Genomic DNA, 25,342 nt, shown 5'->3' with positions numbered 1-25,342 from the left:
GGGCTTTTATGTATAAAAATGTAGAATTGTAAAGTAAAAGGATTTAAATATCTTTATAATTAAGAAAACTTCGTTAATTCTCATCAATTCACTTGATTTTACACATGAAATAAATGTAAAATAAATAATTGATAGGACTATTAAGAAAAATATTTTAATAAAAAACAGGAAAGGGGATAACCATGAAGAAGAAAAGCGTAAAAAGTGGAGTGATACTAGTAATTTGTGCAGTATTAATTGCTATGTTCGCATATTTAGGGCTTTTTGGAGCTAATTTAGGCGATTATAGAATTAAAACTTTTGGAAGCAACATCGATAAGGGATTAGACTTAGTTGGAGGAACTTCGCTTTTAATGGAAATAAAAGAAGATAACGTTGATGACGAAGCAGTTACAAGAACTATGGAACTAATTAAGATGAGAATTGATCCAGAAGGAGTTAAGGAAGTACAAGTAAGCCAAGAGGGTGAAAAGAGAATAAAAATCGAAATTCCTGGTGAATTTGATACTGATGGGGTTATCGAAACTATAGCTAAAACTGGTGAATTAACATTTGTAGATCCAAATGGAGATACTATCTTAACAGGAAAAGATGTTAAGGAAGCAGGAGCATATATGGATTCAGACGGTAAATTCTTAGTGAGTTTAGAGTTAAATGAAACAGGTAAAGAAGCTTTCAAAAATGCAACTGAAGAGTTTTTAGGAAAGCAGATTGCAATTAAAATGGACGAAGAGACTTTAACTAATCCAACAGTTCAATCTGTAATTACAGAAGGAAAAGCAAGTATTTCAGGAATGTCTTCTTTAGAAGAAGCAAATAAAATTGCAAATATCATAAATTCTGGAGCACTTCCGGTAAAAGTTGAGGCAATATCAGCTAAAACAGTAGGACCTACTATAGGAGCTGAATCTTTACAATTAAGCAAAAAAGCTTCAATTATAGGAGTTGCATTAGTAGTATTATTTATGACTGTATTCTATAGAAGACCAGGTTTTGTGGCTTCTATATCACTTGCATTATATTGTTGTATTATATTAACTATATTTGCAGAAACAGGAGTTGTTTTAAGTTTAGCTGGTATAGCAGCACTTCTTTTAACAATCGGTATGGCTGTTGATGCTAACGTGTTAATTTTTGAAAGAACAAAGGAAGAGCTTAGACTTGGTAAATCAATTTCAACAGCAGTTGAATCAGGATATAAGGGAGCATTATCTTCAATCCTAGATTCTAACATAACAACAATTATTGCATCATTAGTACTATATTTCCTTGGAACAGGTGTAGTTAAAGGCTTTGCTACAACTTTATTTATAGGTATTCTTGTAAGTATCGTAACTGCTCTATTTGTAACTAGATTCCTTATGAATTGTGCTGTAAAAGCAGGATTTATTACTAAAGCATCTCACTTTGGTATCAAAGGAGGAAAAAGCAATGAATAAAATAATAGAAAAAACTAAAATTTGGTTTTCTATATCTTTAGTGGTAATACTTATTGGCGTTGGCTTTATGATGTTCAAAGGCTTAAACTATGGTATAGACTTTAAAGGCGGTACACAAATCACTGTTCAAATGAATCAAGACTTTGTTAAAGGTGATGTTGATAAAATAATAGATGAGTTTGCAGCTGGAAAGTACTCTTCAAAAGTAATTAACGATGGTGAAGAATTAGAAATTGTTATTCAAGAAGGCGTTTTAGATGAAACTCAAGTAAGTAGTCTTATTGGCAAAATTACTGAGAAGTATTCTCTAGAAGATGGTTCTTATCAAACAGAAACAATTGGAGCTACTGTAGGAAAAGAACTTCAAAATAATGCTTTCCTAGTAGTTATAGTTGCAAGTATAGGAATGCTTATATATATTTCTATAAGATTTGAGTTCAGTTTTGCCATGGCAGCTATTATAGCTCTTCTTCATGATATTTTAGTAACTTTAGCTGTATATGCCGTATTAGGGATACAAATTAATACTCCATTTATAGCAGCTATACTTACAATCGTAGGATATTCTATAAACGATACTATAGTTGTATTTGATAGAATCAGAGAAAATCGTAAGAAGCACTTAAAAGCTTCTCCTGCAGAAGTTGCTAATATGAGTATAAAAGCTTGTATAACTAGAAGTATAAATACATCTATTACAACTTTAATAACAATTACTTGTCTATTTATATTTGTACCAGCTATAAGACCATTCTCATTACCTTTAATAATTGGTATAGCAAGTGGTGCTTATTCATCAATCTTTATTGCTTCTCCATTATGGGTAATATTTAAAAATGCTAAAGCTAAAAAAAAGGCTAAAATTAGTAATGGTGTAGCTTAAAACCAGTAAAAACCATGAAATATGGACAAATTTCGAGGGTGAAAAACATTTTACGATGTTTTTCACCTTTTTTATGAGAAATTATTTGTATTATTGCCTGATTTAAATTATAATATATGTGTTTTCTATTAATTTGGAGGAGAGCATATGGAGTATAATTTAAGTAGCAAAGTGAGTAATTCACTTTATTTAAGAAATATGAATATTGCATTAAATAGAATCGTAAAGGCTATCAATGAGAGGGAAAAGATAGTTATATATGGCTATCATGACTTCGATAGCATATGTGCCATCTCTCTTCTAATGTTAGTTTTAAGATATGTAAATAGTGATGTAGAATATTTTATACCAAGCACATACAGAGAAGATCGAAATTTAATTAAAGAGGACGTTGAGGAAAATATCCTTTGTTTTGGTGCCAGTTTAATAATAACAGTTGGATGCGGAGTTAATTCTAGAGAAGAATTAGAGATATGTAAAAAGAACAATATTGACGTTATAGTGACGGATTATCATGATTATGTGTTAGAAGATGATAATTGTATTACAATTAATACAGCACAACCACAGTGTAACTATCCATTTAAAGAGTTTACGGCTTGTTCTTTAATATATAAATTTGTAGAAGTAATTGCTGATTATTATAAAATAAGTTCTATAAAAAAGTACTTAGATTTAGTAATGATGGGTATAATTACAACAGGTGTTGAAATTAAGGATGAAAATAAGTTCTTTGTGGAAGAAGGCTTAAAAATGCTTAAGCTGACTAATAATTATGGTGTAATTGCATTAATGAAAGAGCATCAAAAAAGTTATGGAGATTCAATGGAATTTTATGATGAGGGAATTAAGACTTTGCTTCCGAAGATGATTTCAAGGAATAATCCAGATAATGCAAGGATAATAGTTGAGCTTTTTACTACAAATGATAGTTATAGAGCAAAACAAATTTCTAAGTATTTATATAAGGAGCTTATGAGAAGGAAAGAGAACTAGCTAAGTATGGCAATTGTCTCCTTCAAGGTATTGCATAAGCAATAAATATTAATATATAATTTAATTGAGACTAAAACAATATTTAGTTTAGTCGGTAGGAGGAATAATGATGGATTTAAAGGAGAAGGTAAGAGTAATAGAGGGATTTCCTAAGGAAGGAATAAGCTTTAAAGACGTAACGACATTATTACAGGATGGAGAAGCTTTAAAAGAAGCAATAGATATATTTAAAAATCACTTAAAGGATAAAAACATAGATATAATTGTTGGACCTGAAGCAAGAGGATTCTTATTTGGAGTACCAGTTGCTTATGCACTAGGAGCAGGGTTTGTACCAGTTAGAAAGCCAGGCAAGCTTCCGTTTGAAACTATCCAAAGCTCATATGATTTAGAGTACGGTAGTGATACTTTAGAAATTCATAAGGATGCAATAAAGCCAGGACAAAGAGTTGCAATTATTGATGATTTACTTGCGACAGGAGGAACGGTTGCTGCTGTTGCTAAGTTAATAGAACAGTCAGGTGGAGAAGTTGTTGCCATTGATTTTTTAATAGAATTAACAGGATTAAATGGAAGAGATAAAATAGCAGGGTACGATATTATGTCTGTTATAGATTACGAATTCTAATAAAGGTAAATTGCAATAATTGAGGTTCTAAGATATAATTATTAAGAGATTTAATAGATGGCTGGTTCTTTATAACCAGCCTTTAGTTTTAGGAGTGTATTACGATGATTGATAGATTGATAGAAAAAATTAATAGCAATTGTCATAATGTAGATATAAACCTAGTAAATAAGGCTTATGAGCTTGCAATGAATGCCCACAAAGATCAAAAAAGAGTGTCAGGAGAGCCTTATATTATCCATCCAGTGGAGGTTGCTTGTATTCTTGCAGAACTTGGGCTCGATACTTCAACCATAGTTGCAGGGCTTCTACATGACGTAATTGAAGATACAGAATATACATATGAACAGATTTGTGACTTGTTTTCAGTAGAAATTGCAAATCTTGTTGAGGGTGTTACTAAGCTTGGTAAATTTAAGTATAAGACTAAAGAAGAGCAGCAGGCGGATAATGTTCGTAAGATGCTTCTTGCCATGGCAAGGGATATTAGGGTTATACTTATTAAGCTTGCAGATAGACTACATAACATGAGAACGTTAAAATATATGCCAGAAGCTAATCAGAAGGAAAAGGCTAAAGAGGTTTTAGACATATATGCACCGCTTGCACATAGACTTGGTATTTCTAAAATTAAGTGGGAGCTTGAGGATTTAGCATTAAGATACTTAGAGCCAACGGAATATTATGATTTAGTGAAAGTTATTGCAGAAAAAAGAACTGAAAGAGAAGAGCAGATAAGCCATATTATATCTCAACTTAAATTAAACCTTACTATGGGCGGAATTGAAGCAGATATCGAGGGAAGACCTAAACATTTCTATAGTATATATAGAAAAATGATTAAGAGCCACAAAACTATTGACCAGATATTTGATTTAACAGCAGTGAGGATTTTAGTAGAGGACATCGGTAGCTGTTATGCTGCACTTGGAATAGTACATACAATGTATAAGCCTATACCTGGTAGGTTTAAGGATTATATAGCAATGCCTAAACCTAATATGTATCAATCATTACACTCTACAGTGATAGGGCCTTTTGGAAAGCCTTTCGAAATTCAAATAAGAACTTTTGATATGCACAGAACTGCAGAATATGGTATTGCAGCACACTGGAAGTATAAAGAAAATAGTCAGGATGATTCACTTGATTCTAGGCTTTCATGGCTTAGAGAAATGCTGGAATGGCAGGGTGAAACAGCAGATGCAGAAGAATTCATGGAAGGTTTTAAAATCGACTTGTTTTCTGATGAAGTTTTTGTATTTACACCAAAGGGAGATGTAATTCCTCTTCCATATGAATCAACACCTTTAGATTTTGCTTATGCAATACATACGGCCGTTGGCCATAAATGTGCTGGAGCAAAAGTTAATGGTAAGATTGTGCCTCTTGAGTATAAGCTTAAGACGGGGGAAATAGTTGAAGTTATTACTACAACTAATGGAAGAGGACCTAGTATAGATTGGTTGAAGATTGTTAAAAGCAATCAGGCAAAAAGTAAAATTAGACAATGGTTTAAAAAAGCAAATAGAGAAGAAACCATCGCTAAAGGAAAAGAAATTATTGATAAAGAGTGTAAAAAGGTAAATTGCACCTTTAGTCAGATTTTCAATGAAGATATAATTGAAAAAAGTATAAGAAGATATAATCTTAAATCCATGGAAGATTTATACCATGGAGTGGGAATTGGAGATATAAATCCAGCAAGTATGCTTACAAAGCTTAAGGATGCTTATGATAAGGAGCACTCTAAGAAACTTAAAATAAGTGAATTAACCTTTGTTGAAGAAGAAAAAGTTAATAAAAAGAAAAAGGTTACTAATGATTCAGGGGTAACAGTTAAAGATATGACTAACATTCAGGTTAGATTTGCACGTTGCTGCAGCCCCGTATTTGGAGATAACATAACTGGATATATAACTAGAGGAAAAGGTGTATCTATTCATAGAAGTGACTGTAAAAATATAATAGCATTACAAGAGACAGAGCCACATAAAATAGTAGATGTTTCTTGGGGTAAATCTAGTAAAGACCGTTACACTGCTGATATTGAAATTAAAGCAGAAGACAGACAGGGGATACTCACTGAAGCTATTGAAATTCTAGGAAACATGAAGGTTAATATTTTATCTATTAGTGCAAACACAAATAGATATGGCTTGGCTACCATAGAATTAAAGGTTAATATTACTAGTATAGAGCATTTAAAAGAAATTTTAGCTAGACTTAGAAAGATTCAGGATGTAACTGAAGTTTATAGAAAGAAGTATTAATGAAGAGGGAGTGTTATTGTGAGAGCAGTAGTTCAAAGAGTTAAATCATCTAAAGTTGAAGTTGATAATAAGGTTATAGGGGAAATAGGAAAAGGAATTAACCTTTTAGTTGGAATCAGCAAAGAAGATACAAAAGAAGATATAGATTACATTGTAAGAAAAGTTCTTGGAATGAGAATATTTGAAGATGAAGCTGAGAGAATGAATTTTTCACTTCAAGATATAGGCGGAGAACTGCTTGTTATATCGCAATTTACTTTATATGGTGACTGTAGAAAAGGTAAGAGACCAGATTTTATGAAGGCTCAAGGCGGAGAAAAAGCCGTTGAACTTTATAATGAACTTGTTGAAGCATTTAGAAAAGAGGTGCCAAACCTTCAGACAGGAGAATTTGGAGCAGATATGAAGGTTGAAATTATCAATGATGGTCCTGTAACTTTATTATTAGAAAGTAAAAAAGACTTTTAATAGTATCCTAGACAGAATTTTAGAATAGATTTTATTTACAAGGTTTTAGAGGTTGAATAGGAGAATGATAGTATGATTATAAAAAGAGTTATGGCTGGAGTTAATGCAGCTAATTGTTATATAGTATTTGACGAAGAAACAAGAGAAGCAGTAGTGTTAGATCCAGGTGGAGATGTAGATGATATATGTAAAGCCTTAAATCAATTTGGAGCAACTGTAAAATATATTGTTTTAACTCATGGTCACTTTGACCATACTACAGGTGTTGAAGAACTTAAGAGTATAGTGGGAGCACCAGTAGCAATTGGATTTGAAGATAATGAGATGGTTTTAAAAGGAGCAATGTATTATGGACCACTTCCAGATGGCGGTGCAGATATTCTTTTAAAGGATGGAGACACGCTTAAATTTGGAGGTCATACTATGACTGTTATAGAGACACCAGGACACACTCCAGGCGGAATCTGCTTATTAGTTGAAAATGATATATTCACTGGAGATACTTTATTTGCAGGTTCTATAGGAAGAACTGACTTAGCAGGTGGAGATTATGATACCATTATTCATAGCATAAAATTTAAACTTATGTCTTTAGCTGATACAGTGGCTGTTCACCCAGGTCATGGACCAAGTAGTACAATTAATAGAGAAAAGCTTATGAATCCTTTCATGAGATAGTTAATAAACAATAAGGATATGATATAAATGATAAACAATATAAAAGCTATAAAAATAAAGCTTAGTGATATGAAATACAGATATGATGTGTTTTTAATGATAAATTTATTCTTCAGCTTTATTGATATAGACTTCGGTGACGAGGATTGGGACCTAGCTATCGATATAGAGAGGGACAGAGTTCTTATTAAGGGTAAAGATGATGAGCAAGTTTTTAATTACGAAATCAACGAAGGCTGTAAGCCTTCAGAGGAGATTAAGAAGAGCATATTTATATATTTAAGAGAAAGAACGCAAAAGGTACTTCCGTGGGGAACTTTAGTTGGGATAAGACCATCAAAGAAGGCCTTAGATCTTTTGGAAAAAGGATATGATGAGGAAGCTGTTATAGCACACTTTAAAGAAAGACATGAAGCTTCAAGGGAAAAGGCACAACTTTGTATAGATGTTGCAAAATACGAGAAGAGTGTTGTGAATAAGGACACAAATACCATAAGTATTTATGTTGGTATGCCATTTTGTCCTACAAGATGTGTTTACTGTTCATTTACAGCAAATCCTATTGGAAAAGCTAAATCCTTAGTTAAGGAATACATTGAAGCGTTATCTAAAGAAATAGCTTCAATAAGTGAATATGTAAAAAGTAAAAATTTAAAGATTGAAACAGTATACTTTGGTGGAGGAACACCTACCTCTGTTAATAATGAAGAGTTCGAAGAAGTAATGAGTAAGATATACCATGCTTTTGTTGAAGGCAATGAAGTAAAGGAATTTACTGTAGAGTGCGGAAGAGTTGATAGCATTACTAAAGAAAAGCTGGAGTCAATGAAAAGATATAAGGTTGACAGAATCAGCATAAATCCTCAAACTTTAAATGATAAAACTTTAAAGCTTATTGGCAGAAATCATAATACTGAAGCTGTATATGAGTGCTTTAAAACTGCAAGGGAGCTTGGTTTTGATAATATCAATATGGATTTAATTGTTGGTCTTCCAGGAGAAAATCTAGAGGATATTAAAAGAAGCTGTGCCGGAATCTTAGAAATGAATCCAGACAATCTTACAATCCATGGCTTATCAGTAAAAAGAGGTTCAAGGCTTTATGAGAATATGATAAATAACATTACACATAAGGTACCTGAGCAAGATGAGCTTAATGCTATGTACGAAGCTACTAAAAAGCTTTCAGAGGATATGGGAATGAAACCATATTACATGTATAGACAAAAGAATATGGTTGGAAGCATGGAGAATGTGGGATATTGCAGAGATGAAAAAATCTGTATTTATAACATTCAAATGATTGAAGAAAAACAGACCATTATTGCTCTTGGTGCTGATGGGGTATCAAAGGTAGTATTCCTAGATGAAAATCGTTTAGAGCGCTTTGCTAATGTTAAAGATGTTAAGGAGTACAATAGCAGAGTCGATGAAATGATAGAAAGAAAGATAGCACTTTTGAATACTTTATATTAGAATTTAAGAGAATGGCGGGAAGTTGTTCCCATTAAATTATTGAAAAACCATCCCTATTGATGGATAATATTTATTGTAAATTATATTTAATTTTTAACAGGAGGAATTTACATGGGTGAATCACTTAATGGACTTAAGAGAACCATCATGTGTGGTGAAGTAAGAGAATCTAATATATCTGAAAAAATCACTGTAATGGGTTGGGTTCAAAGAAAAAGAAATTTAGGAAGTCTAGTTTTTGTAGACCTAAGAGACAGAACAGGATTATTACAGCTTGTATTTGGCGAAGAAATAAATAAAGAGGCTTTTGAAAAAGCAGATTTAGTTAAATCAGAGTATTGTATTGCTGTAACAGGTGAGGTTATAAGAAGAGAATCTCCAAATACTAACTTACCTACAGGAATGGTTGAGGTGAAGTGTGAAAGCATTAAAATACTTTCAGAATCAGAAACTCCACCAATATACATAAAAGAAAATCTTGATGCTAATGAAAATCTTAGATTAAAATATAGATATCTTGATCTTAGAAGACCAGATATGCAGAAAATTCTAATGATAAGACACAGAGCAGCTAAGATTGTTAGAGATTATTTAGATGAGCAGGGCTTCTTAGAAATGGAAACTCCAATGCTTACTAAGAGTACTCCAGAGGGAGCAAGAGATTATCTTGTACCAAGCAGAAACTATCCAGGAATGTTCTATGCGCTTCCACAATCTCCACAAATATTCAAGCAGCTTCTAATGGTTTCTGGATACGATAAGTATTTCCAAATCGTTAAATGCTTCAGAGATGAGGATTTAAGAGCAAACAGACAGCCTGAGTTTACACAAATAGACTTAGAGATGAGCTTTGTTGATCAAGAGGACGTTATAGCTTTAAATGAAGGCTTACTTCAAAGAGTATTCAAAGAAGTTAAAGGTATAGACATCCAACTTCCAATAAGAAGAATGCCATATGCAGAAGCAATGAGCAAATATGGTAGTGACAAGCCAGACCTAAGATTTGGAATGGAAATTCAAGATATAACTGAAACAGTTAAAGGAACAGAGTTTGCTGTATTTAAAGGAGCTATCGAAAATGGTGGTTCTGTTAGAGCTATTGTTGCTAAGAACTGTGCAGATATGGGAAGAAAGAAAATTGATAAGTTAGGTGAGTTCGTTAAAACTTACAAGGCTAAAGGACTTGCTTGGATAGCATATAAAGAAGGAGAAATTAAATCTCCAATAGCTAAATTCTTCTCTGAGGAAGAAATGAACAACATATTAAAGGCTGCAGGAGCAGAGGTAGGCGATTTAGTTCTTATGGTTGCTGATGCAGATAGTGTTGTACTTCAAGCTTTAGGAGCTTTAAGATTAGAGCTTGCTAAGGAACTTGGAATTCTTGAAGGAAACAATGAATTTAATTTTGTTTGGATTACTGAATTCCCAATGTTCGAATATGATGAAGAAGAGAAGAGATATGTTGCTCTTCACCATCCCTTCACAGCGCCAATGGATGAAGACTTATCACTTTTAGAAACCGATCCAGGAAAAGCTCGTGCTAAGGCATATGACATAGTTCTTAATGGAGAAGAGTTAGGTGGAGGAAGTATTAGAATTCACGATACAAATCTTCAACAAAGAATCTTCAACCTTCTTGGCTTCAGTGATGAAAGTGCATGGGAGAGATTTGGATTCTTATTAGAGGCCTTCAAATATGGTCCACCTCCACACGGCGGACTTGCATATGGTCTTGATAGAATGGTAATGTTCTTAGCAGGAACAGATAACATTAAAGATGTTATTACCTTCCCTAAAAACCAAAATGCGTACTGTCCAATGAGTGAGGCTCCAAATGTTGTTGATAATAAGCAGCTTGTTGATCTTGGAATAGAAATCAGCAAGGTAGAGAAAGCTGAAAAAGAAGAGCAATAAAATCGGTTTACCATAAATTAATGATTTTATAACAAAAAATTAGTCCTTAAGATAGGGTATCTTAAGGACTAATTTTTTTTACCAGCATATACTAATAGTAGACAAGAATAAATGACACATTTCCGGATATACTATGATTATAAAGCTATTGATACATTCTTTTATTTTCAATTTTTTTATTTGCAATTCGCGAAGGATTGCTATATAATATGATTAAAGATTATTCTGCTGTGTGCGTATGAAGTGGTCTATGTTGAGCCAACATTTTCGCATTGTGGCTGATGCTCTTGTTACGAAGTGTTGACCGGTCATTTTATGACTGGTACCAGATGTAATGAGGCGATTCCACCCCTGGTAGACAGGGTTCAAATATACCATGGAGACGGCATGGCGGTGTATCAATAGTTTTAACATTTAAGAGAGTAAATACTGTAAAGTACTTACTCTCTTTTTTATGGTGCTTTAATGGTATTTATACGATTTGCAGCCATACTTGTTGTTATGAAATTAGATAAGTAAAGATATTTTTAAAAGTGAAATTCACCTATTAGTTGAGTTATTCTAAAATTACTAGTTATTGTAAAAGTATATTATAAAGTCTAAAATTTAATTATGCTAATCGATTAGAAAATAAAATTTAAGCCTTTATGGGAGGAAATATAAATGGAGTTTTAATAGGAAAACAAATTAAAGCGCTGAGAAATGAAAAGGGCGTTACACAAGAAGAGCTTGCTAGTTTCTTAGGCATATCCTATCAAGCAGTTTCAAAGTGGGAGAATGGAGCTACAGCTCCGGATATTCAGCTTTTACCAGAGCTATCAGTGTATTTTGGAGTAACAATAGACGAGCTTTTTAAATTAACTAATGAGGATAAATTAAAAAGAATAGATAGTCTGATAGAAAATGAAAGGTATATATCAGAAGAAAAGTTTCTTGAAACTGAAAAATTCCTTTTAGACCTTTTAAAAGAGGATAGGAAGTCTTCTAAGGCATTATACCTTTTAGCTGAGCTATATAACCATAAGGGAGATAGAGCTAAGGAGACAGCGGCTGAGTATGCTATAAAGGACTTTAAAACAGCTTTAGATAAGCAGGAGAAACCGAGATATCCAGAGATGGCAGAAGCCTTAGCACAAGCTTATGAGATAAAAAAGGAGTATGATAAATCAATAGAAGCTAATAAGGAAAAGCTTAAAATATTAAAAGAGGATTACGGAATATTAAATGGTGAATTAGTGGATGAAGCTTTAAGAGAAATTAAAAGGTTAAAAGCTGAAATAAGAAGTTAAAATAATAAACTCCCCTTAAGAAATTTTGTGTTCTCAAGGGGAGTTATTTAAGTTACTCTATAAAAAATTATTTTAATTGTCCTTTATATTTAGATATACCACCACTTAAGTTATATATATGATTAAAGCCATTATTGGATAAGAGCTTTGCAGCGCTTGAGCTTCGAGCACCAGAAGCGCAGTATAATATTATATCTGTATTTTTATAGGCATCTAATGTGTGAATTTTTGAAGATAGTTCCTGAACAGGTATGTTTTTAGCTTTAGGAATATGTCTATTTCTAAATTCACCAACTGATCTCACATCGATAATTAAAGCATCTTTGTTCTCTTTTGATATTTTATTTAATTCATCTTCATTTATATTTTTATATTTGCTATTACCAAATAGTTCAGAAAAAAAGCTCATTTATTTAGTCCTCCTTGAATTTATTTGTTTTGTAAAAGATCTTTTAAAGCTTCGTAAGAGAAATCTATAATATCACCACAGCTTATTTTGTTTCTTTTTAAATCTGAACATATCTCCGTACTATATTTTTCTTTAACTCTTTGCATTAATTCTTTAGAGAGGCCTCGGGCTTCGTTTGTAACCTCGTTAGAGTTTCTTCCTTTAATAAAGCCTAGTACCATTACAGCTGCATTTACAGCACCACAGATACTTCCAACGGAAAGACCGGTCCCCATTCCACTGCCTAAAGCTATTGGAATAGAAGTATTAAATTCTTCGTTATATGATTTTAAAATTGCTTCTGCACAATTATAGCCTTGTTTATGATATATAGATGGTTTTGTCATATTTGTCATCCTTTCAAAATAAAGTTTTTATCTAAATGTGTTAATTACTTAATCTATAATATATTGTAACATTTATATAAAATAATTGTGTGATTTGGTCACAATAAAAGGGAGTACTTGGTGTACTCCCTTTTATTATATATTATAGTTCTACAGCAGATTCAATATCTGATTCAAGTTTTTCCATTGTAAAGCCTGTAAATCCATAAATTATTGAAATAATAGGATTTATATAGTTTAGTATGCAGTATGGAGCATAAGCTAGAGGGGATATACCTAAGGTTGTAGACATATATGCACCACAAGTATTCCATGGAATAAAGGCTGATGTTAATGTACCACAGTCTTCTAGACATCTAGAGAGGTTCTTTGGATGTAATCCACGTTTAGCAAATTCATTTTTATACATTCTTCCAGGGATTACAATTGATAAGTATTGATCAGCAGCTAGAAGGTTAACTAAGAAACAAGATAAAATTGTCACAAAAACCAGTGAACCAGTTCCTTTTGCAAATCTTAGTAAACTTTCTGCAAGAGCATTAAGCATTCCAGACTGTTCCATAACACCACCAAATATCATGGCAGATATGATTAAGGATACAGTAAACATCATACCTTGAAGTCCACCACCGCTTAACAAGTCATCTACAACGGCAACTCCAGTTGAACTTGTATAACCATCATTAAGAACAGTTACTATATCTCCAAAGTTGACACCTTGTACAACTATAGCTAAAATTGCACCTGCTACAACACCAAGTAGTAGACCGGGAATAGCAGGCATCTTTTTTACTACAAGAAAGATAACTAAAACTGGAGGAAGAAGTAATATAGGATTTAAAGATCCAGAAGCTTCTAAGCCAGCGAAAATATCATTTAATAAAGAAGTATCTAATGGTTTTCCAACATACTTTAAGCCCAGGATACCAAATACGATTAAAGCAATTACTAAGCTAGGAGTAACAGTATATATCATATGTTTAATGTGTTCAAATAAGGTTGTACCTGCCATTGCTGGAGCTAGGTTTGTTGTATCTGATAAAGGAGACATTTTATCTCCAAAATATGCTCCAGATATAATTGCACCTGCAATTTGAGGAGCTGGTATGCCGAGGCCAGCACCAACACCCATAAGAGCTATACCTATTGTACCAGCAGTAGTCCAAGAACTACCGGTAGCTAATGAAACAATACAGCAAATAATACAGGTTGCTAAAAGAAAAATTGAAGGTGAAAGAATCTTAAGCCCATAATAAATCATAGTTGGTACGGTACCACATAATATCCAAGTACCTACTAATATACCTATAATCATTAGTATTAGTATAGCTTGCATTGACATTTGAATTGTATTAATAATACCAGCTTCAATGTCGTTCCATTTGTTACCTAGGATAAGGGATATAATTCCAGCTACACAGGCAGAGATTAAAAGTGGTATGTGTGGACTTCCTTCATATACAATTATAGTCACTGATAGTGATATCATTAGAACTAGAATTGGAATGGCTGAGATTAGTAAATTGGGTTTGAGAGGTACCTTTGAGTCTTTAGAATTACTTTCTTTTTTTTCTTTCATTAAAAACACACTCCTAACAAAATTAACTTATAATAAGATTGAATTAAGTATAGTACAAGCTAATTGTTAGGTAAATATGAACGTTGTCGATAAAAAAATAAATTTTACGACAAAGATATACAAGAATTCAATGAAATTTATTAATAAATATTAAATAAAAATCTTTAAGATGATTAAATTTAAAATAAGTATAAACAATTAATGAACTATAAGAAATTTATTAATATATATTAAGAAAATTTTATATAGAAGGAAGTAAATTAAGAATTATTAGGAGTTTTTAATTTTGTCAATTTCTTTTTTTAGATTATTTATTTCTTTATGTAGTTCATCAATGGTTATTTTTAGGTCGTTTACATTATATTCTTGATTGGAGTAATTTGACCTGGGATTATTTTTAGTCGATTTTGATGATATATTTCGTTGACTTTCATCAGATGAATCACTACAGTAAGGATTGGCTGCGTTTCTGTATATAGGATTGTATATTCGTCCAGGACCTCCTTGGAAGTATTGCTGTTGTGCATTAAATAGCTCTATGGATTGTCCAAGAAGCATTAGCCAGTTAGCAACAGCATTTTGTACATTAAAGGGCATCTTTTCTGCAAGAAGTGTTCCTATTATTGAAGTGGCCATTATTAAAAATTGCGGATTTGCATCTTGAAAACCACCCGGTATATCGCTGTTGGCACAACGAGAAGATAGGTCAGCCTCAGCATTTTTATTTCCAAACTCACAGTTGTTACAAGTACTATTTGTATTATTACAGGAATTATAGAAAAAATTTATAAAATCTTCAAGGCTGTTAAATTGATAATTGCTCATAAAATTTCTCCACAAAAGTTATTTATTATCATAATAAGCAATAAAGGGGGTAAGTGTCACATAACAAATAGAATCTATTAATTTGGAGAAAGTAGTTATTTAATAATATTTGGTTAAAATAAAAATTTAGTATATAATTATATAGATATATTTTACATATATGGATAGGTGTTACCTTGTTTTATGTATAATAATAAAATAGTTAATTATTTGGAGGATAAAATGTTGAAATATAAATGTTTAGTATTAGATCATGATGATACAGTTTTTGATAGCACAAAGGATATACATTATCCAGTATTTATGCGTGCGTTAAATGAATTAAGACCAGGGATGAAGATGACTTTTGATGAGTATAATTTAGCTTGTTTTGATCCAGGGTTTGGAGAGTACTGTAATGATGTTTTGAAGCTTTCTGAAGAAGAAATGGAGTTTCAGCTAGCTAATTGGGATAACTATGTGAAAGAGCATATACCTTCTTATTATGAGGGGTTTGATAAAATTTTAAAGAAGCAAAAGTCTGAAGGTGGACTAATTTGTGTTGTGTCACATTCTCTAAGTGACAATATAAAAAGAGATTATATAGAGAGCTTTGGATTAACTCCAGATATGATTTTTGGATGGGATAAGGGAGATGGTTATCGTAAACCTAATCCTTTTCCATTGGAGGAAATAATGAGAGTATATAATTTAAAACCAGATGAGCTTCTAATGGTAGATGATTTAAAGCCTGGATTTGATATGGCTAAAAAATGTAAAGTAGATTTTGCTTGTGCTGGATGGGAAAAAACAACACCGTTAATAAAAGATTTTATGAAGAAAAATTGTGACTATTACCTTGAAACTGTAGATGAATTATATAATCTTTTATTTTCAGATGAAAAGAAATCAAATAAGTAATAGGTTGGGGGAATGGGAATGCTGGGAAAGGAAAAACTAAAAATAGTTCTGGGAGTATCTGTTTCCATATTGTTTATTTTTACTTTTATAGAAGTAACTAAATTGAAAAAAGAAAACCATGACTTAATTGTCAGATTAGATTATTTAGAAAAAAGACTGCAGAGTGAGAGGAAAAATATCAGTAATATTCAGCAGGAATTTACAAACAAAATAAATGAAGCAACAAGTATTTTAGATGATGTACATACCAAAGCGGTTTATGAAGATCAAAAGATGTACATAGATGTATTTTTTGAACCGAAGGAACTTCGTAATGGAGAAAAGGTTTTTGTTAAGTTTGAAACTTCAAATGGAAGCGGGAAGATAGAAGCATTAAAGAATGAAACAGAAGATTATTTTGCAAGAATAGAAGTAAAGTTAGATAATGAAGCAAGAATAACTGTTATCTTTGAAACGGATAATTCAAGCAGACAGCAATCTTTAGAACCAATAAATATTAATGAGATGTTTGCATTTGGAGTTGAAAGTCATTGGGGAGCCGGAGTAGATTGGATGGATGCAGAGGAGCAGGAAATCACTATAACAGTAACCCCACAAAGTGAAACAAGTAAGAATTTTAATATAAAACCTGAAAAGGTTGAATTAATTATTCTTGACTGGAATGGAAAAGAAGTTGGAAGAGAGCAAGTAAAAAAAGTTAGTTTAGATTCCTATGGAGATATTTATAGATGTAAGCTTGGTGAATATTTTGGTCAGGAAGGTGGTTATAATACTGTCTTCGAGATGACAACAGAAGAAGGTATAAAATATTCTTCAAATGTAGGTGGATTTGATATATACGAAAATGAGGATATTGAGTACAGAACAAATGCAGAGGTTATTTATCCTAAATGGTGATGGAGAAATTGGATTTAGATGTATTTAATTATATGATTATTTATGTTATAAAAAGGTAGAAGAAACAGGCGATAAAGGCTTTAATAAACCAAGAAAGAGGTGAAGATAAATGGAAATGTCCATTTTGCATGGGATACAAAATATACATAGCAGTTTATTAGATTCCATTATGTTTTTTATAACTAGTCTAGGCAATGCGGGAATAATTTGGATTGTACTTTCGGTTATTTTTTTATTTTCTAAAAAGTATAGGAAATGTGGAATTGCTATGGCTTTAGCATTATTATTTTCTTTTATTTTTGGAAATGTTATTTTGAAGAATGTCTTTGCGAGACCAAGGCCATCATGGGTTGATACAAGTGTAATTCTATTGATTAAAAACCCGACTGATTTTTCATTTCCATCTGGTCATTCCTTTGCATCTTTTGCAGGAGCGACAGTTATTTATATGTATCATAAGAGAGAAGGCATAGCAGCATTAATATTAGCTGCGCTTATAGCATTTTCCAGGTTGTATCTATTTGTTCATTATCCATCAGATGTTTTAATGGGTTCGATATTTGGGGTAATTTCTGCAATTGTAGCAGTAATGATTGTAAATAAGTTTATAAGTGATGATAGTATTAAAGTAAATAAAAGCTGACCAATTTTGGTCAGCTTTTATTATTGGAAGACTGTGAATATAAATGTAAATAACAAATAGATTAAAATATATATAGCTAATGCTCCGATACTGGTTCCACCGCGGTTAAGTATTTTATTTTCTAAGTCTTTATCATCTGAAATATTTCCTTTAATCTTTTTTACTTGATTTTTAGAGTAGTGGAAATACAGCTTATTACTGAAGAGTGCTATAAGAAAGCAAAAAGACCAGTTAACAAACAGTGTGAAGGTTGAAGAGTTTACTAAGATAGAAACTAAGTTTATAATAATTGACGAATAAGCCCAAAAGTACATCTTCCTATAGGATATCCAAAAAAAACCAAATAGAAAAGCTGTCCAATTCCATGAGGGTGAAAGAGAGTTTTCATTCTTAATGTATTTCTCCCATTTTTCCAGGTAGTAGTTTGAATTATCTATTCCAATAAATAACTGGAGTTCATGGAGGGTTACTTCATCAGAAGAGAAGTTATTAAAGTTAAACTCGGATTCAGCTGATTGGATTTCAGTAAAAGCTCCACATTTGGGGCAGAGGGTAGTGTTCTCAAGAATTTCATATCCACAGTACTTACAATACATTAAGGAGCCTCCTAAGGATGAATTATATAATATTATATTTATTCTTAGGACTTAATAATAAAACCAATATAAATAAAAATGCCAAACTCAATTAAGAGTATGGCATTTTTATTTGCTAATTTTTGATAACTTGTTGTGTCGAATATAGTTTATTCTTTGAATAAGTCTGCTTAAGGTTGAAACAGTTATAATCCCAAGAGCGATTAATCCAGCCACTGATAAGGTTTCTATTCCTTTATTTAAAGACTGCATAATGTCTCCCTGCACAGCTGCAAGGATTGTATAATACATTCCACTTCCTGGGGCAAGTGGAATAAGAGCACAGATTAGAAACAGGGTTACTGGATTTTTTAAAACTCTAGAGAAAATTTCAGCATATATACTAATTACAAGTGAAGCAATAAAAGTAGACAGCATTACAGAACCATTTATATTCATGGAAATTAGATATGCAAGCCATCCAAGGGCACCACCTAAAGAGGCAAAAAATAGATTTTTATCACGAACATTAAATAATATTCCAAAGCCAAGAGTGGCAATGAAAGCACATATAATTTGTAAAACCATTTCTAATCCTCCTATACAATATACATCCAAAGTTTAAAGCTAAAGGCAGCACCGATTGCTATTGCACCAGCAATCACAATGGCTTCAAGTCCACGTGAAAGTCCAGAGATTAAATCACCTGCTATAGTATCGCGAATAGCGTTAGTTATAATTAGGCCAGGCACAAGCAACATTATAGAGCCTATGATAATAACATCTTCATGAAAAACGGGACTTAAAGAGGAGGCTGAGAGCCCGATAAGGCCTGCAATGGTACCTCCTATAATGTTTATAAAGAAATCGTTAACCCTAAATCTTGCTAATAGAGCACATACTCTGTTAATTATCATTCCTGTAAAGAATGCAGCTATAAAGTCAAAAATGCGTCCGCCAAATAGGAAAGTAAAAGAAGCGGTAGTTAATCCAGCAAAAATCATTTTAAGTAAGGGACTATAGCTGGGATACTTAGAGATTTCATGAAGCGCTTTTTTAAATTCATCAAAAGATAGTGGATTATTCTGTACTTTTCTTGATAAATCATTAATCATTGCTACTTTATTTAAATCAATTGAACGAGCTGTTATCCTTTTTATTATTGTGCTGTTTTTACCATCATCACTAGTTGTTGAAGTGATAATAGCTGTAGGTGATACAAAGCTCTGTGTATCTTTTATATTATAAGCTTGGCAAATCATTCCTATGGTTTGTTCAACTCTATAGGTTTCGCCGCCATTTTGTAACATAATTTTGCCTGCTTCTGCAGCTAGATTTACTATAGTATCATTTGCCATATTAATACTCCTTATCTAATTTATATATCTAAAATATATTATCATATTTTATTATTATTGGAAACTCATCTTCATATGCATTTACATGATTAAGTTTGAATAACTAAATAAAAAATTATATCACTTTATTTTATGAATAAGTAGTAAAATATATTATATATTATTGAAATATTGTGATAAATTATAATTAGCGATATTTGTTAGGGTTTGAGTTGTTATTTTACTATTTAATTGTTCGTATGGGGTGAGTTTTTTGAAGGACAGTAAATTGCTTTTGAATTGTTTGATTGAGAATCTAAAAGAAGGTATACATATTGTTGATGCTAAAGGGAAAACAATCTACTACAATGATGCAATGGGTGCCATTGAAGGTGTCGAAGCAAAGGATGTTATGGGAAAAGAAATTCAAGAGTATTTAAAGGGGCTTGAAGAAAAATCAACAATTATTAAGAGTTTGAAAAGTGGAATTGCATCTAGAGATAATATACAAAACTATAGTAATGATAAAGGAAAAGTTATAACAAGTATTAATTCAACTATACCAGTTCTAAAGGATGGTGAAGTTAATGCTGTTATAGAGATTGCACGAGATATGACTCAAATTAAGAAACTTAATGAAACTATTTGTAATCTTGGAAGTAAAGCAAAATCAGAAAAGCACTATTATACATTTAAAGATATTATAGGCGGAAGTGAAGTTATGCAGGAAGAGATTGTAAAGAGTCGAAAGGCAGGGCTATCAAACTCTTCTGTACTTATATATGGGGAAACCGGCTGTGGGAAGGAGCTCTTTGCTCAAAGTATCCACTATGAAGGTGTCAGAAGCAACAAACCTTTCATTGCAATAAATTGTGCTGCAATACCAAGTGCCTTATTAGAAGGGATGCTATTTGGAACTGTTAAAGGAAGCTTTACAGGTGCTGAAAATAAAAAGGGGCTCTTTGAGGAAGCTCATAGAGGAACAATGTTATTGGATGAAATAAATGCTATGGACCCATACCTACAATCTAAATTACTTAGAGTGCTTCAAGACGGTTATATTCGTCCTATAGGGAGTAATAAATATATAGATGTAGATGTTAGAATTATAGCTACTATAAATGAAGAGCCTAATAAGCTAATGGAAGAAGGAAAATTACGGAAGGATTTTTATTATAGGTTAAGTGTCATAAGGCTTAGAATTCCACCACTGCGTGAAAGGCGAGAAGATATAAGACCTTTATGCAAGTATTTTATTGATTATTATAATAAAATTTTATTTAAGAATGTAGAATCAATAAGCGAAGAGGTTCTAGAAGGTTTTATGAACTATGATTGGCCAGGGAATGTGCGAGAACTTAAAAACTCCATAGAAGGAGCTATGAACATGATAGAAGATGGACATGTATTAACTAAGGAATCTTTCGGAAATAAAATTAACATGATTATTGAGAAAGAATCACAAAGGGAATATAAAGAACTTGTTGGCTTGGATGAATATATTAATAATATAGAAAAGGATATTATAAAAAGAGTATTTCAAAAAAATAAGAATAATGTGAGCAAAACATCAAAGGAGCTAATGATATCACGGCAAAATCTTCAATATAAATTAAAAAAACATGGTTTGATATAAGATTAGTAATGAAAATAAGGTGATAAAATGATAATTAATATGACTAGCTTATTAACTAAAGAAGAAAAGGATGATATACAAAGTCTTGAAAATAGATGTAATGTAGTTGAGGGGTTAAAAAATAAAGCTTATCTTTCAAGTGAAATTAATTTTAATAAAGAACTTCCATGCTTTTTTATGGCATATGACCATGGGAAGCTTAAGGCTTTTTTAACTGCCTTTATGCCAACGTCAGAGGTGGCTGAGATCATAGCAGTTACAGCTCCTAAGGCAAGAAAAAAAGGGTATTTTAAAAATCTATTTTTATTTGCAAGGGAAATTTTGTTACAAGCTGGAGTCAAAAAGGTCTTATTTCAATTAGAGCCAAATGGAGTAGCTGCATTAAAAGCAATTGACAGCTTTAAGCCTAATAAATTAGAACGGTCGGAATACACAATGAGCTGTAAGCAAAGAATTGATGATGGTGCAAGTAATGAGTTAGTGTTTAAGGTACTGAAGGTTGAACATAAGGATGAGTATATTAAGTTGAATAATGAAATTTTCGAAGATGTAGGGGATAATGAAAAATTAGTAAATGCAATATTAAATTCGGATACTAGGGTCGCATATATAGCATACTTGGGAGATGAATCAGTTGGAATGTTTAATTTAGCTTATGAGGAGGATATGGCATACTGTTATGGCGTTGGAATAATAAAAAAGTATCGTGGAAAAGGTTTGGGAAAACAGCTTATGACCTTTATTTTAGATGAGGGTTTAAAGCATACAAATAAGATAGTTTTGGATGTGGACTCAAGCAATCCAGCAGCATATAATCTATACTTAAAGTGTGGTTTTGAAGTAGATTTTCAAGTTGACTACTATTTGTACGATTTAGAAAGTAAGTTGGATATAAAATATGAGTGATGATAAAATTGTTTTATTAATTGTAACTTTTTTAATAGGTGTAATGTTTTCAGGGTTTGGAGCAATAATTAAAACTCAAAATGCCGGAGATATGATAAATGGTTTTGATGACAATGGGGACGATAAGGAAAAGGTTTCAAGGATTATGGGGAGATCTTTGTTATACACTGGACTATTAGAAATTATAGTTGGGATAATAGGGATATTATTTTTAGATAGATACCTTAAAGCAGTGTGTATAATTCAGATCATAATTGTGTGCAGTGGCATTGGAATTGGCGTTTATAGAACAAATAAGTATGGAAAAAAAGAAATAAATTTGAGAGGTAAGTAATGGGAAAAATAAAATATAGAAAATTAGAAGTAGATGAAATAAATAAAGACTTATTTAAGGATTTTAATAGATACCAAAGGGTAACTAAATGCTGGCGAAAAGTTGAAGATAATTGGGTAATAAAGGATATTGAATTTACAGAAGAATGGACTTCAAAGGAGTATGAGTTCCTAGTGAAATGTCTTCAAAATACAGCAAATACTGGCGGAGTGGTATTCGCAGCATTTAATGCTGAAAGTCTTGCAGGTTTTGTATCTGTGGAAAATGCTCTATTTGGTAGACAAAAGGAGTATCTACAATTATCATCTATCCATGTTACATTTGAAGGACGTGGTATGGGAATTGGAAGAAAACTTTTTGAGTTAGCAGTAAACAGTGCTAGGGATATGGGTGCAAAGAAACTTTATATTTCGGCACACTCATCCATAGAATCACAAGCATTTTATAAAAAGCTTGGATGTGTTGAGGCAGTGGAATATAATGAAAAATTAGTGGCTGAGGAGCCTTGTGATTGTCAGTTGGAGTTTGTTTTATAAGCTTAGTTTAGATGATAATAAAAAAGTTATAATTTAAGGGTTGCAATATTGTAACATTAGATATATTATAAATAATGAGTTATAATGTAAGATAGTTGGCTATAATAAATAATAGCTTATAAGTGAGTGTTCAAATCTTCGATTTGACTAACACGAGATTAAGTGAATATCCAAATTAAAATTTGGATAATATGAACTTACTCTGTAAGAGTACTCCTTTGAATGAATATTATAAGGAGTTTCCATTTAAAAATAAATTCTGTGAAGAGGATAGTACTTATTTCAACATGTCTTTCAGCGAGTAAGAGGAGGGTGTGAGTCTTACAAGATATAAAGTAAGGAAGAGGACCTTGGAGAAGCTATTCGAGCATTTTAGAAAAATTCATAGTAAAGTAAATTTCTATGGAAAGATTTCTAAGAGGTAAGGATGTGACGTTGACCGCGTTAAGGTTTTGAGTGAACTTATTATTTAGTTAAATTGAGTGGTACCGCGGAATATCCGTCTCTTTGTTGTAAAGAGGCGGTTTTTTATATGCAAAAATAGGAGGAAAAGTATGGACATTTTTATTAATCAAATTAGTAATGTAGTAAAAGATGCCTTTGAAAACCTTGGATATACAAGGGAAAGTGGAAAGGTAAATACATCAAACAGACCAGACTTATGTCAATATCAATGTAACGGAGCTTTAGCGGATGCTAAGAAATTTAAAAAAGCTCCAGTTGTGATTGCAAATGAGGTTGTTGAAAAGTTAAAGGAAAATCCAATGTTTGCTAAGTTGGAAATTGCAGGACCAGGATTTATTAACATAACAATTAACGATGAGTTTTTAGTTGATTATGTTAATAAAATGAATGGTGATGAGAAGTTAGGACTTTCAAAAGCAACGGAAGTTAAGAAGGTAATAGTTGATTACGGTGGAGCTAACGTTGCAAAACCACTGCATATCGGACATTTAAGATCTGCCATCATAGGAGAAAGCATAAAGAGAATTGCTAAGTTTATGGGCCACGATGTAATTGGTGATGTTCACTTAGGTGACTGGGGACTTCAAATGGGAATGGTTATATCTGAGGTTGAAAGACGTAATCCAGAGCTTCCTTACTTTGATGCAAGCTTTGAAGGAGAATATCCAGTAGAAGCTCCATTTACTATTGATGAGTTAGAAGATATTTATCCATATGCAAGCAAGCTTGCTAAGACTGATGAGAAGGTTATGGAAGCTGCAAAACAGGCAACTGTTGAACTTCAACAGGGTAGAAGAGGATATTATGCTTTATGGAAGCACATCTTAAATGTTTCAGTTAAAGATCTTAAGAAAAACTATGGAGATTTAAATGTTGAGTTTGAATTATGGAATGGTGAAAGTGATGCACAAAAGTTAATTCCAGCAATGATTCAAGAATTAAAAGATGGTGGCTTTGCGAAAGAAAGTGAAGGAGCTTTAGTTTTTGATGTTAGTGAAGAAACAGATAAGAGCCCAGTTCCACCACTTCTTTTATTAAAATCTGATGGAGCATCTTTATATGGTACAACTGACCTTGCTACAGTAGTAGAGAGAGTTAGAGATTTAAAGGCTGATGAGTTAATATACCTTGCCGATAAAAGACAAGGACTTCACTATGAGCAATTCTTCAGAGGCGCTAAAAAGTCAGGTATTGCTGGTGAGAATGTAACACTAGACTTCGTAGGCTTTGGTACTATGAACGGTAAGGATGGAAAGCCATTCAAAACTCGTGAGGGTGGAGTAATGAGACTTGCAGATTTAATAAACCTTATTAAAGAAGCGGGTAAAGAGAAGCTTAAGGATAATAAAAATATAGCTGAGGAAGATGTTGAAGAGATTTCATCAAAAGTAGGTTTAGCTGCTTTAAAATATGGTGACTTATCAAATCAAGCATCTAAGGATTATATCTTTGATATTGAAAGATTTGCTTCATTTGAAGGAAATACAGGACCATATATCCTATATACAATAGTAAGAATTAAATCTATATTAAATAAAGCTGGAGTTACTGAATTCTCTAATATTGCAGCTCCACAAAGTGATGCAGAAAGAAACTTAATGCTTCAATTAATCAAGTTTAATGAAGTTATAGAATCAAGTTACAGAGACCGTGCACCACATAAGATTTGTGAATATGTTTATGAGTTATCTAATAACTTTAACAAATTCTACAATGATACAAAGATATTAGCTGAAGAAGATGAAGCTAAAAAATCTTCATGGCTAAGCTTAATCAACCTAGTTAAGAATACACTAGAGCAGTGCTTAGATTTATTGGGTATGGAAAGTGTAGAAAGAATGTAATAAGAAAAGGCTGTAGGAAACCTACA

The 25,342-nt window shown here is 32.2% G+C and carries 25 protein-coding genes, 1 other RNA gene and 1 other annotated feature; of the genes, 19 read left to right on the top strand and 7 right to left on the bottom strand.

Annotated features, from left to right (window positions below; genetic code table 11):
* Positions 1-182: 182 nt before the first annotated feature.
* The 11 genes from secD to BN1075_RS11345 all read left to right on the top strand — a co-directional run bounded on the left by secD (position 183) and on the right by BN1075_RS11345 (position 12,044).
* Positions 183-1,439 carry a protein translocase subunit SecD gene (secD, locus tag BN1075_RS11390; RefSeq protein ID WP_040193261.1) on the top strand — a complete coding sequence of 419 codons (1,257 nt, stop codon included), beginning with the start codon at positions 183-185 and terminating at the stop codon, positions 1,437-1,439.
* The gene (secF, locus tag BN1075_RS11385) at positions 1,432-2,322 is read left to right on the top strand and encodes a protein translocase subunit SecF (protein ID WP_040193260.1); all 891 of its coding nucleotides are present in this window, start codon (positions 1,432-1,434) and stop codon (positions 2,320-2,322) included. Before secD ends, secF begins: the two co-directional genes overlap by 8 nt.
* 147 nt (positions 2,323-2,469) lie before the next feature.
* Complete coding sequence (locus BN1075_RS11380) at positions 2,470-3,318, top strand: DHH family phosphoesterase (protein WP_040193259.1); 849 nt, start codon at positions 2,470-2,472, stop codon at positions 3,316-3,318.
* Positions 3,319-3,427: 109 nt separating this feature from the next.
* Positions 3,428-3,946: an adenine phosphoribosyltransferase gene (locus BN1075_RS11375; RefSeq protein ID WP_040193258.1), complete on the top strand. Its 519-nt coding sequence runs from the start codon at positions 3,428-3,430 to the stop codon at positions 3,944-3,946.
* 104 nt (positions 3,947-4,050) lie between these two features.
* A complete protein-coding gene (locus BN1075_RS11370) occupies positions 4,051-6,219 on the top strand; it encodes a RelA/SpoT family protein (protein ID WP_040193257.1) in 2,169 nt (722 codons plus the stop codon).
* A gap of 18 nt (positions 6,220-6,237) precedes the next feature.
* Entirely contained in the window at positions 6,238-6,687 is a 450-nt protein-coding gene (dtd, locus tag BN1075_RS11365; RefSeq protein WP_040193256.1) for a D-aminoacyl-tRNA deacylase, read from the top strand.
* Between the two features lie 72 nt (positions 6,688-6,759).
* On the top strand, positions 6,760-7,365 hold the full coding sequence (locus BN1075_RS11360) for an MBL fold metallo-hydrolase (RefSeq protein ID WP_040193255.1): 606 nt from the start codon (positions 6,760-6,762) through the stop codon (positions 7,363-7,365).
* A 27-nt stretch (positions 7,366-7,392) separates the two neighbouring features.
* Complete coding sequence (locus BN1075_RS11355; RefSeq protein ID WP_040193254.1) at positions 7,393-8,841, top strand: coproporphyrinogen III oxidase; 1,449 nt, start codon at positions 7,393-7,395, stop codon at positions 8,839-8,841.
* Positions 8,842-8,952: 111 nt separating this feature from the next.
* On the top strand, positions 8,953-10,755 hold the full coding sequence (gene aspS / locus BN1075_RS11350; RefSeq protein WP_040193253.1) for an aspartate--tRNA ligase: 1,803 nt from the start codon (positions 8,953-8,955) through the stop codon (positions 10,753-10,755).
* 219 nt (positions 10,756-10,974) lie between these two features.
* Positions 10,975-11,156: non-coding RNA, 6S RNA (ssrS, locus tag BN1075_RS22565), on the top strand.
* Positions 11,157-11,402: 246 nt separating this feature from the next.
* On the top strand, positions 11,403-12,044 hold the full coding sequence (locus tag BN1075_RS11345) for a helix-turn-helix domain-containing protein (protein ID WP_040193252.1): 642 nt from the start codon (positions 11,403-11,405) through the stop codon (positions 12,042-12,044).
* Positions 12,045-12,111: 67 nt separating this feature from the next.
* Here the strand turns inward: BN1075_RS11345 and BN1075_RS11340 are convergent, their stop codons facing one another.
* The 4 genes from BN1075_RS11340 to BN1075_RS11325 all read right to left on the bottom strand — a co-directional run bounded on the left by BN1075_RS11340 (position 12,112) and on the right by BN1075_RS11325 (position 15,243).
* Positions 12,112-12,453 carry a rhodanese-like domain-containing protein gene (locus tag BN1075_RS11340; RefSeq protein WP_042387229.1) on the bottom strand — a complete coding sequence of 114 codons (342 nt, stop codon included), beginning with the start codon at positions 12,451-12,453 and terminating at the stop codon, positions 12,112-12,114.
* A 20-nt stretch (positions 12,454-12,473) separates the two neighbouring features.
* Complete coding sequence (locus tag BN1075_RS11335; protein ID WP_040193251.1) at positions 12,474-12,839, bottom strand: C-GCAxxG-C-C family (seleno)protein; 366 nt, start codon at positions 12,837-12,839, stop codon at positions 12,474-12,476.
* Positions 12,840-12,981: 142 nt separating this feature from the next.
* On the bottom strand, positions 12,982-14,418 hold the full coding sequence (gene nhaC, locus BN1075_RS11330; protein WP_042387227.1) for a Na+/H+ antiporter NhaC: 1,437 nt from the start codon (positions 14,416-14,418) through the stop codon (positions 12,982-12,984).
* A gap of 270 nt (positions 14,419-14,688) precedes the next feature.
* A complete protein-coding gene (locus BN1075_RS11325) occupies positions 14,689-15,243 on the bottom strand; it encodes a hypothetical protein (RefSeq protein WP_040193250.1) in 555 nt (184 codons plus the stop codon).
* A 222-nt stretch (positions 15,244-15,465) separates the two neighbouring features.
* Between BN1075_RS11325 and BN1075_RS11320 the strand changes: the two genes are divergently transcribed.
* The 3 genes from BN1075_RS11320 to BN1075_RS11310 all read left to right on the top strand — a co-directional run bounded on the left by BN1075_RS11320 (position 15,466) and on the right by BN1075_RS11310 (position 17,683).
* A complete protein-coding gene (locus tag BN1075_RS11320) occupies positions 15,466-16,143 on the top strand; it encodes an HAD family hydrolase (RefSeq protein ID WP_040193249.1) in 678 nt (225 codons plus the stop codon).
* Positions 16,144-16,161: 18 nt separating this feature from the next.
* Positions 16,162-17,040, top strand: a complete 879-nt coding sequence (locus tag BN1075_RS11315; RefSeq protein WP_040193248.1) for a hypothetical protein — start codon at positions 16,162-16,164, stop codon at positions 17,038-17,040.
* Between the two features lie 169 nt (positions 17,041-17,209).
* Complete coding sequence (locus BN1075_RS11310) at positions 17,210-17,683, top strand: phosphatase PAP2 family protein (RefSeq protein ID WP_235777787.1); 474 nt, start codon at positions 17,210-17,212, stop codon at positions 17,681-17,683.
* 20 nt (positions 17,684-17,703) lie between these two features.
* Here the strand turns inward: BN1075_RS11310 and BN1075_RS11305 are convergent, their stop codons facing one another.
* The 3 genes from BN1075_RS11305 to BN1075_RS11295 all read right to left on the bottom strand — a co-directional run bounded on the left by BN1075_RS11305 (position 17,704) and on the right by BN1075_RS11295 (position 19,616).
* Complete coding sequence (locus BN1075_RS11305) at positions 17,704-18,279, bottom strand: DUF2628 domain-containing protein (protein ID WP_040193246.1); 576 nt, start codon at positions 18,277-18,279, stop codon at positions 17,704-17,706.
* A 108-nt stretch (positions 18,280-18,387) separates the two neighbouring features.
* Complete coding sequence (locus BN1075_RS11300) at positions 18,388-18,846, bottom strand: threonine/serine exporter family protein (RefSeq protein WP_040193245.1); 459 nt, start codon at positions 18,844-18,846, stop codon at positions 18,388-18,390.
* Positions 18,847-18,857: 11 nt separating this feature from the next.
* On the bottom strand, positions 18,858-19,616 hold the full coding sequence (locus BN1075_RS11295; RefSeq protein WP_040193244.1) for a threonine/serine exporter family protein: 759 nt from the start codon (positions 19,614-19,616) through the stop codon (positions 18,858-18,860).
* A 244-nt stretch (positions 19,617-19,860) separates the two neighbouring features.
* Between BN1075_RS11295 and BN1075_RS11290 the strand changes: the two genes are divergently transcribed.
* The 5 genes from BN1075_RS11290 (at position 19,861) to argS (ending at position 25,316) form a co-directional block, all read left to right on the top strand.
* Complete coding sequence (locus BN1075_RS11290; protein ID WP_040193243.1) at positions 19,861-21,231, top strand: sigma-54 interaction domain-containing protein; 1,371 nt, start codon at positions 19,861-19,863, stop codon at positions 21,229-21,231.
* Between the two features lie 27 nt (positions 21,232-21,258).
* Positions 21,259-22,137, top strand: coding sequence for a GNAT family N-acetyltransferase (locus BN1075_RS11285; RefSeq protein ID WP_040193242.1), 879 nt, complete (start codon positions 21,259-21,261; stop codon positions 22,135-22,137).
* The gene (locus BN1075_RS11280) at positions 22,130-22,471 is read left to right on the top strand and encodes a DUF3784 domain-containing protein (RefSeq protein ID WP_040193241.1); all 342 of its coding nucleotides are present in this window, start codon (positions 22,130-22,132) and stop codon (positions 22,469-22,471) included. Before BN1075_RS11285 ends, BN1075_RS11280 begins: the two co-directional genes overlap by 8 nt.
* Positions 22,471-23,007 carry a GNAT family N-acetyltransferase gene (locus BN1075_RS11275; RefSeq protein WP_040193240.1) on the top strand — a complete coding sequence of 179 codons (537 nt, stop codon included), beginning with the start codon at positions 22,471-22,473 and terminating at the stop codon, positions 23,005-23,007. The genes BN1075_RS11280 and BN1075_RS11275 overlap by 1 nt, the downstream gene beginning before the upstream one ends.
* A gap of 252 nt (positions 23,008-23,259) precedes the next feature.
* Positions 23,260-23,517: a binding site (T-box leader), on the top strand.
* Between the two features lie 44 nt (positions 23,518-23,561).
* Positions 23,562-25,316 (top strand): arginine--tRNA ligase, encoded by a 1,755-nt coding sequence (gene argS, locus BN1075_RS11270; RefSeq protein ID WP_040193239.1) that lies wholly within the window; start codon positions 23,562-23,564, stop codon positions 25,314-25,316.
* Positions 25,317-25,342: the final 26 nt, after the last annotated feature.

It is taken from the genome of Clostridium culturomicium, from assembly GCF_000821305.1.
GTDB lineage: Bacteria > Bacillota > Clostridia > Clostridiales > Clostridiaceae > Clostridium_J > Clostridium_J culturomicium.
The sequence above is the reverse complement of the archived record's forward strand: the minus strand, read 5'-3'. Positions and strand labels throughout refer to the sequence as shown.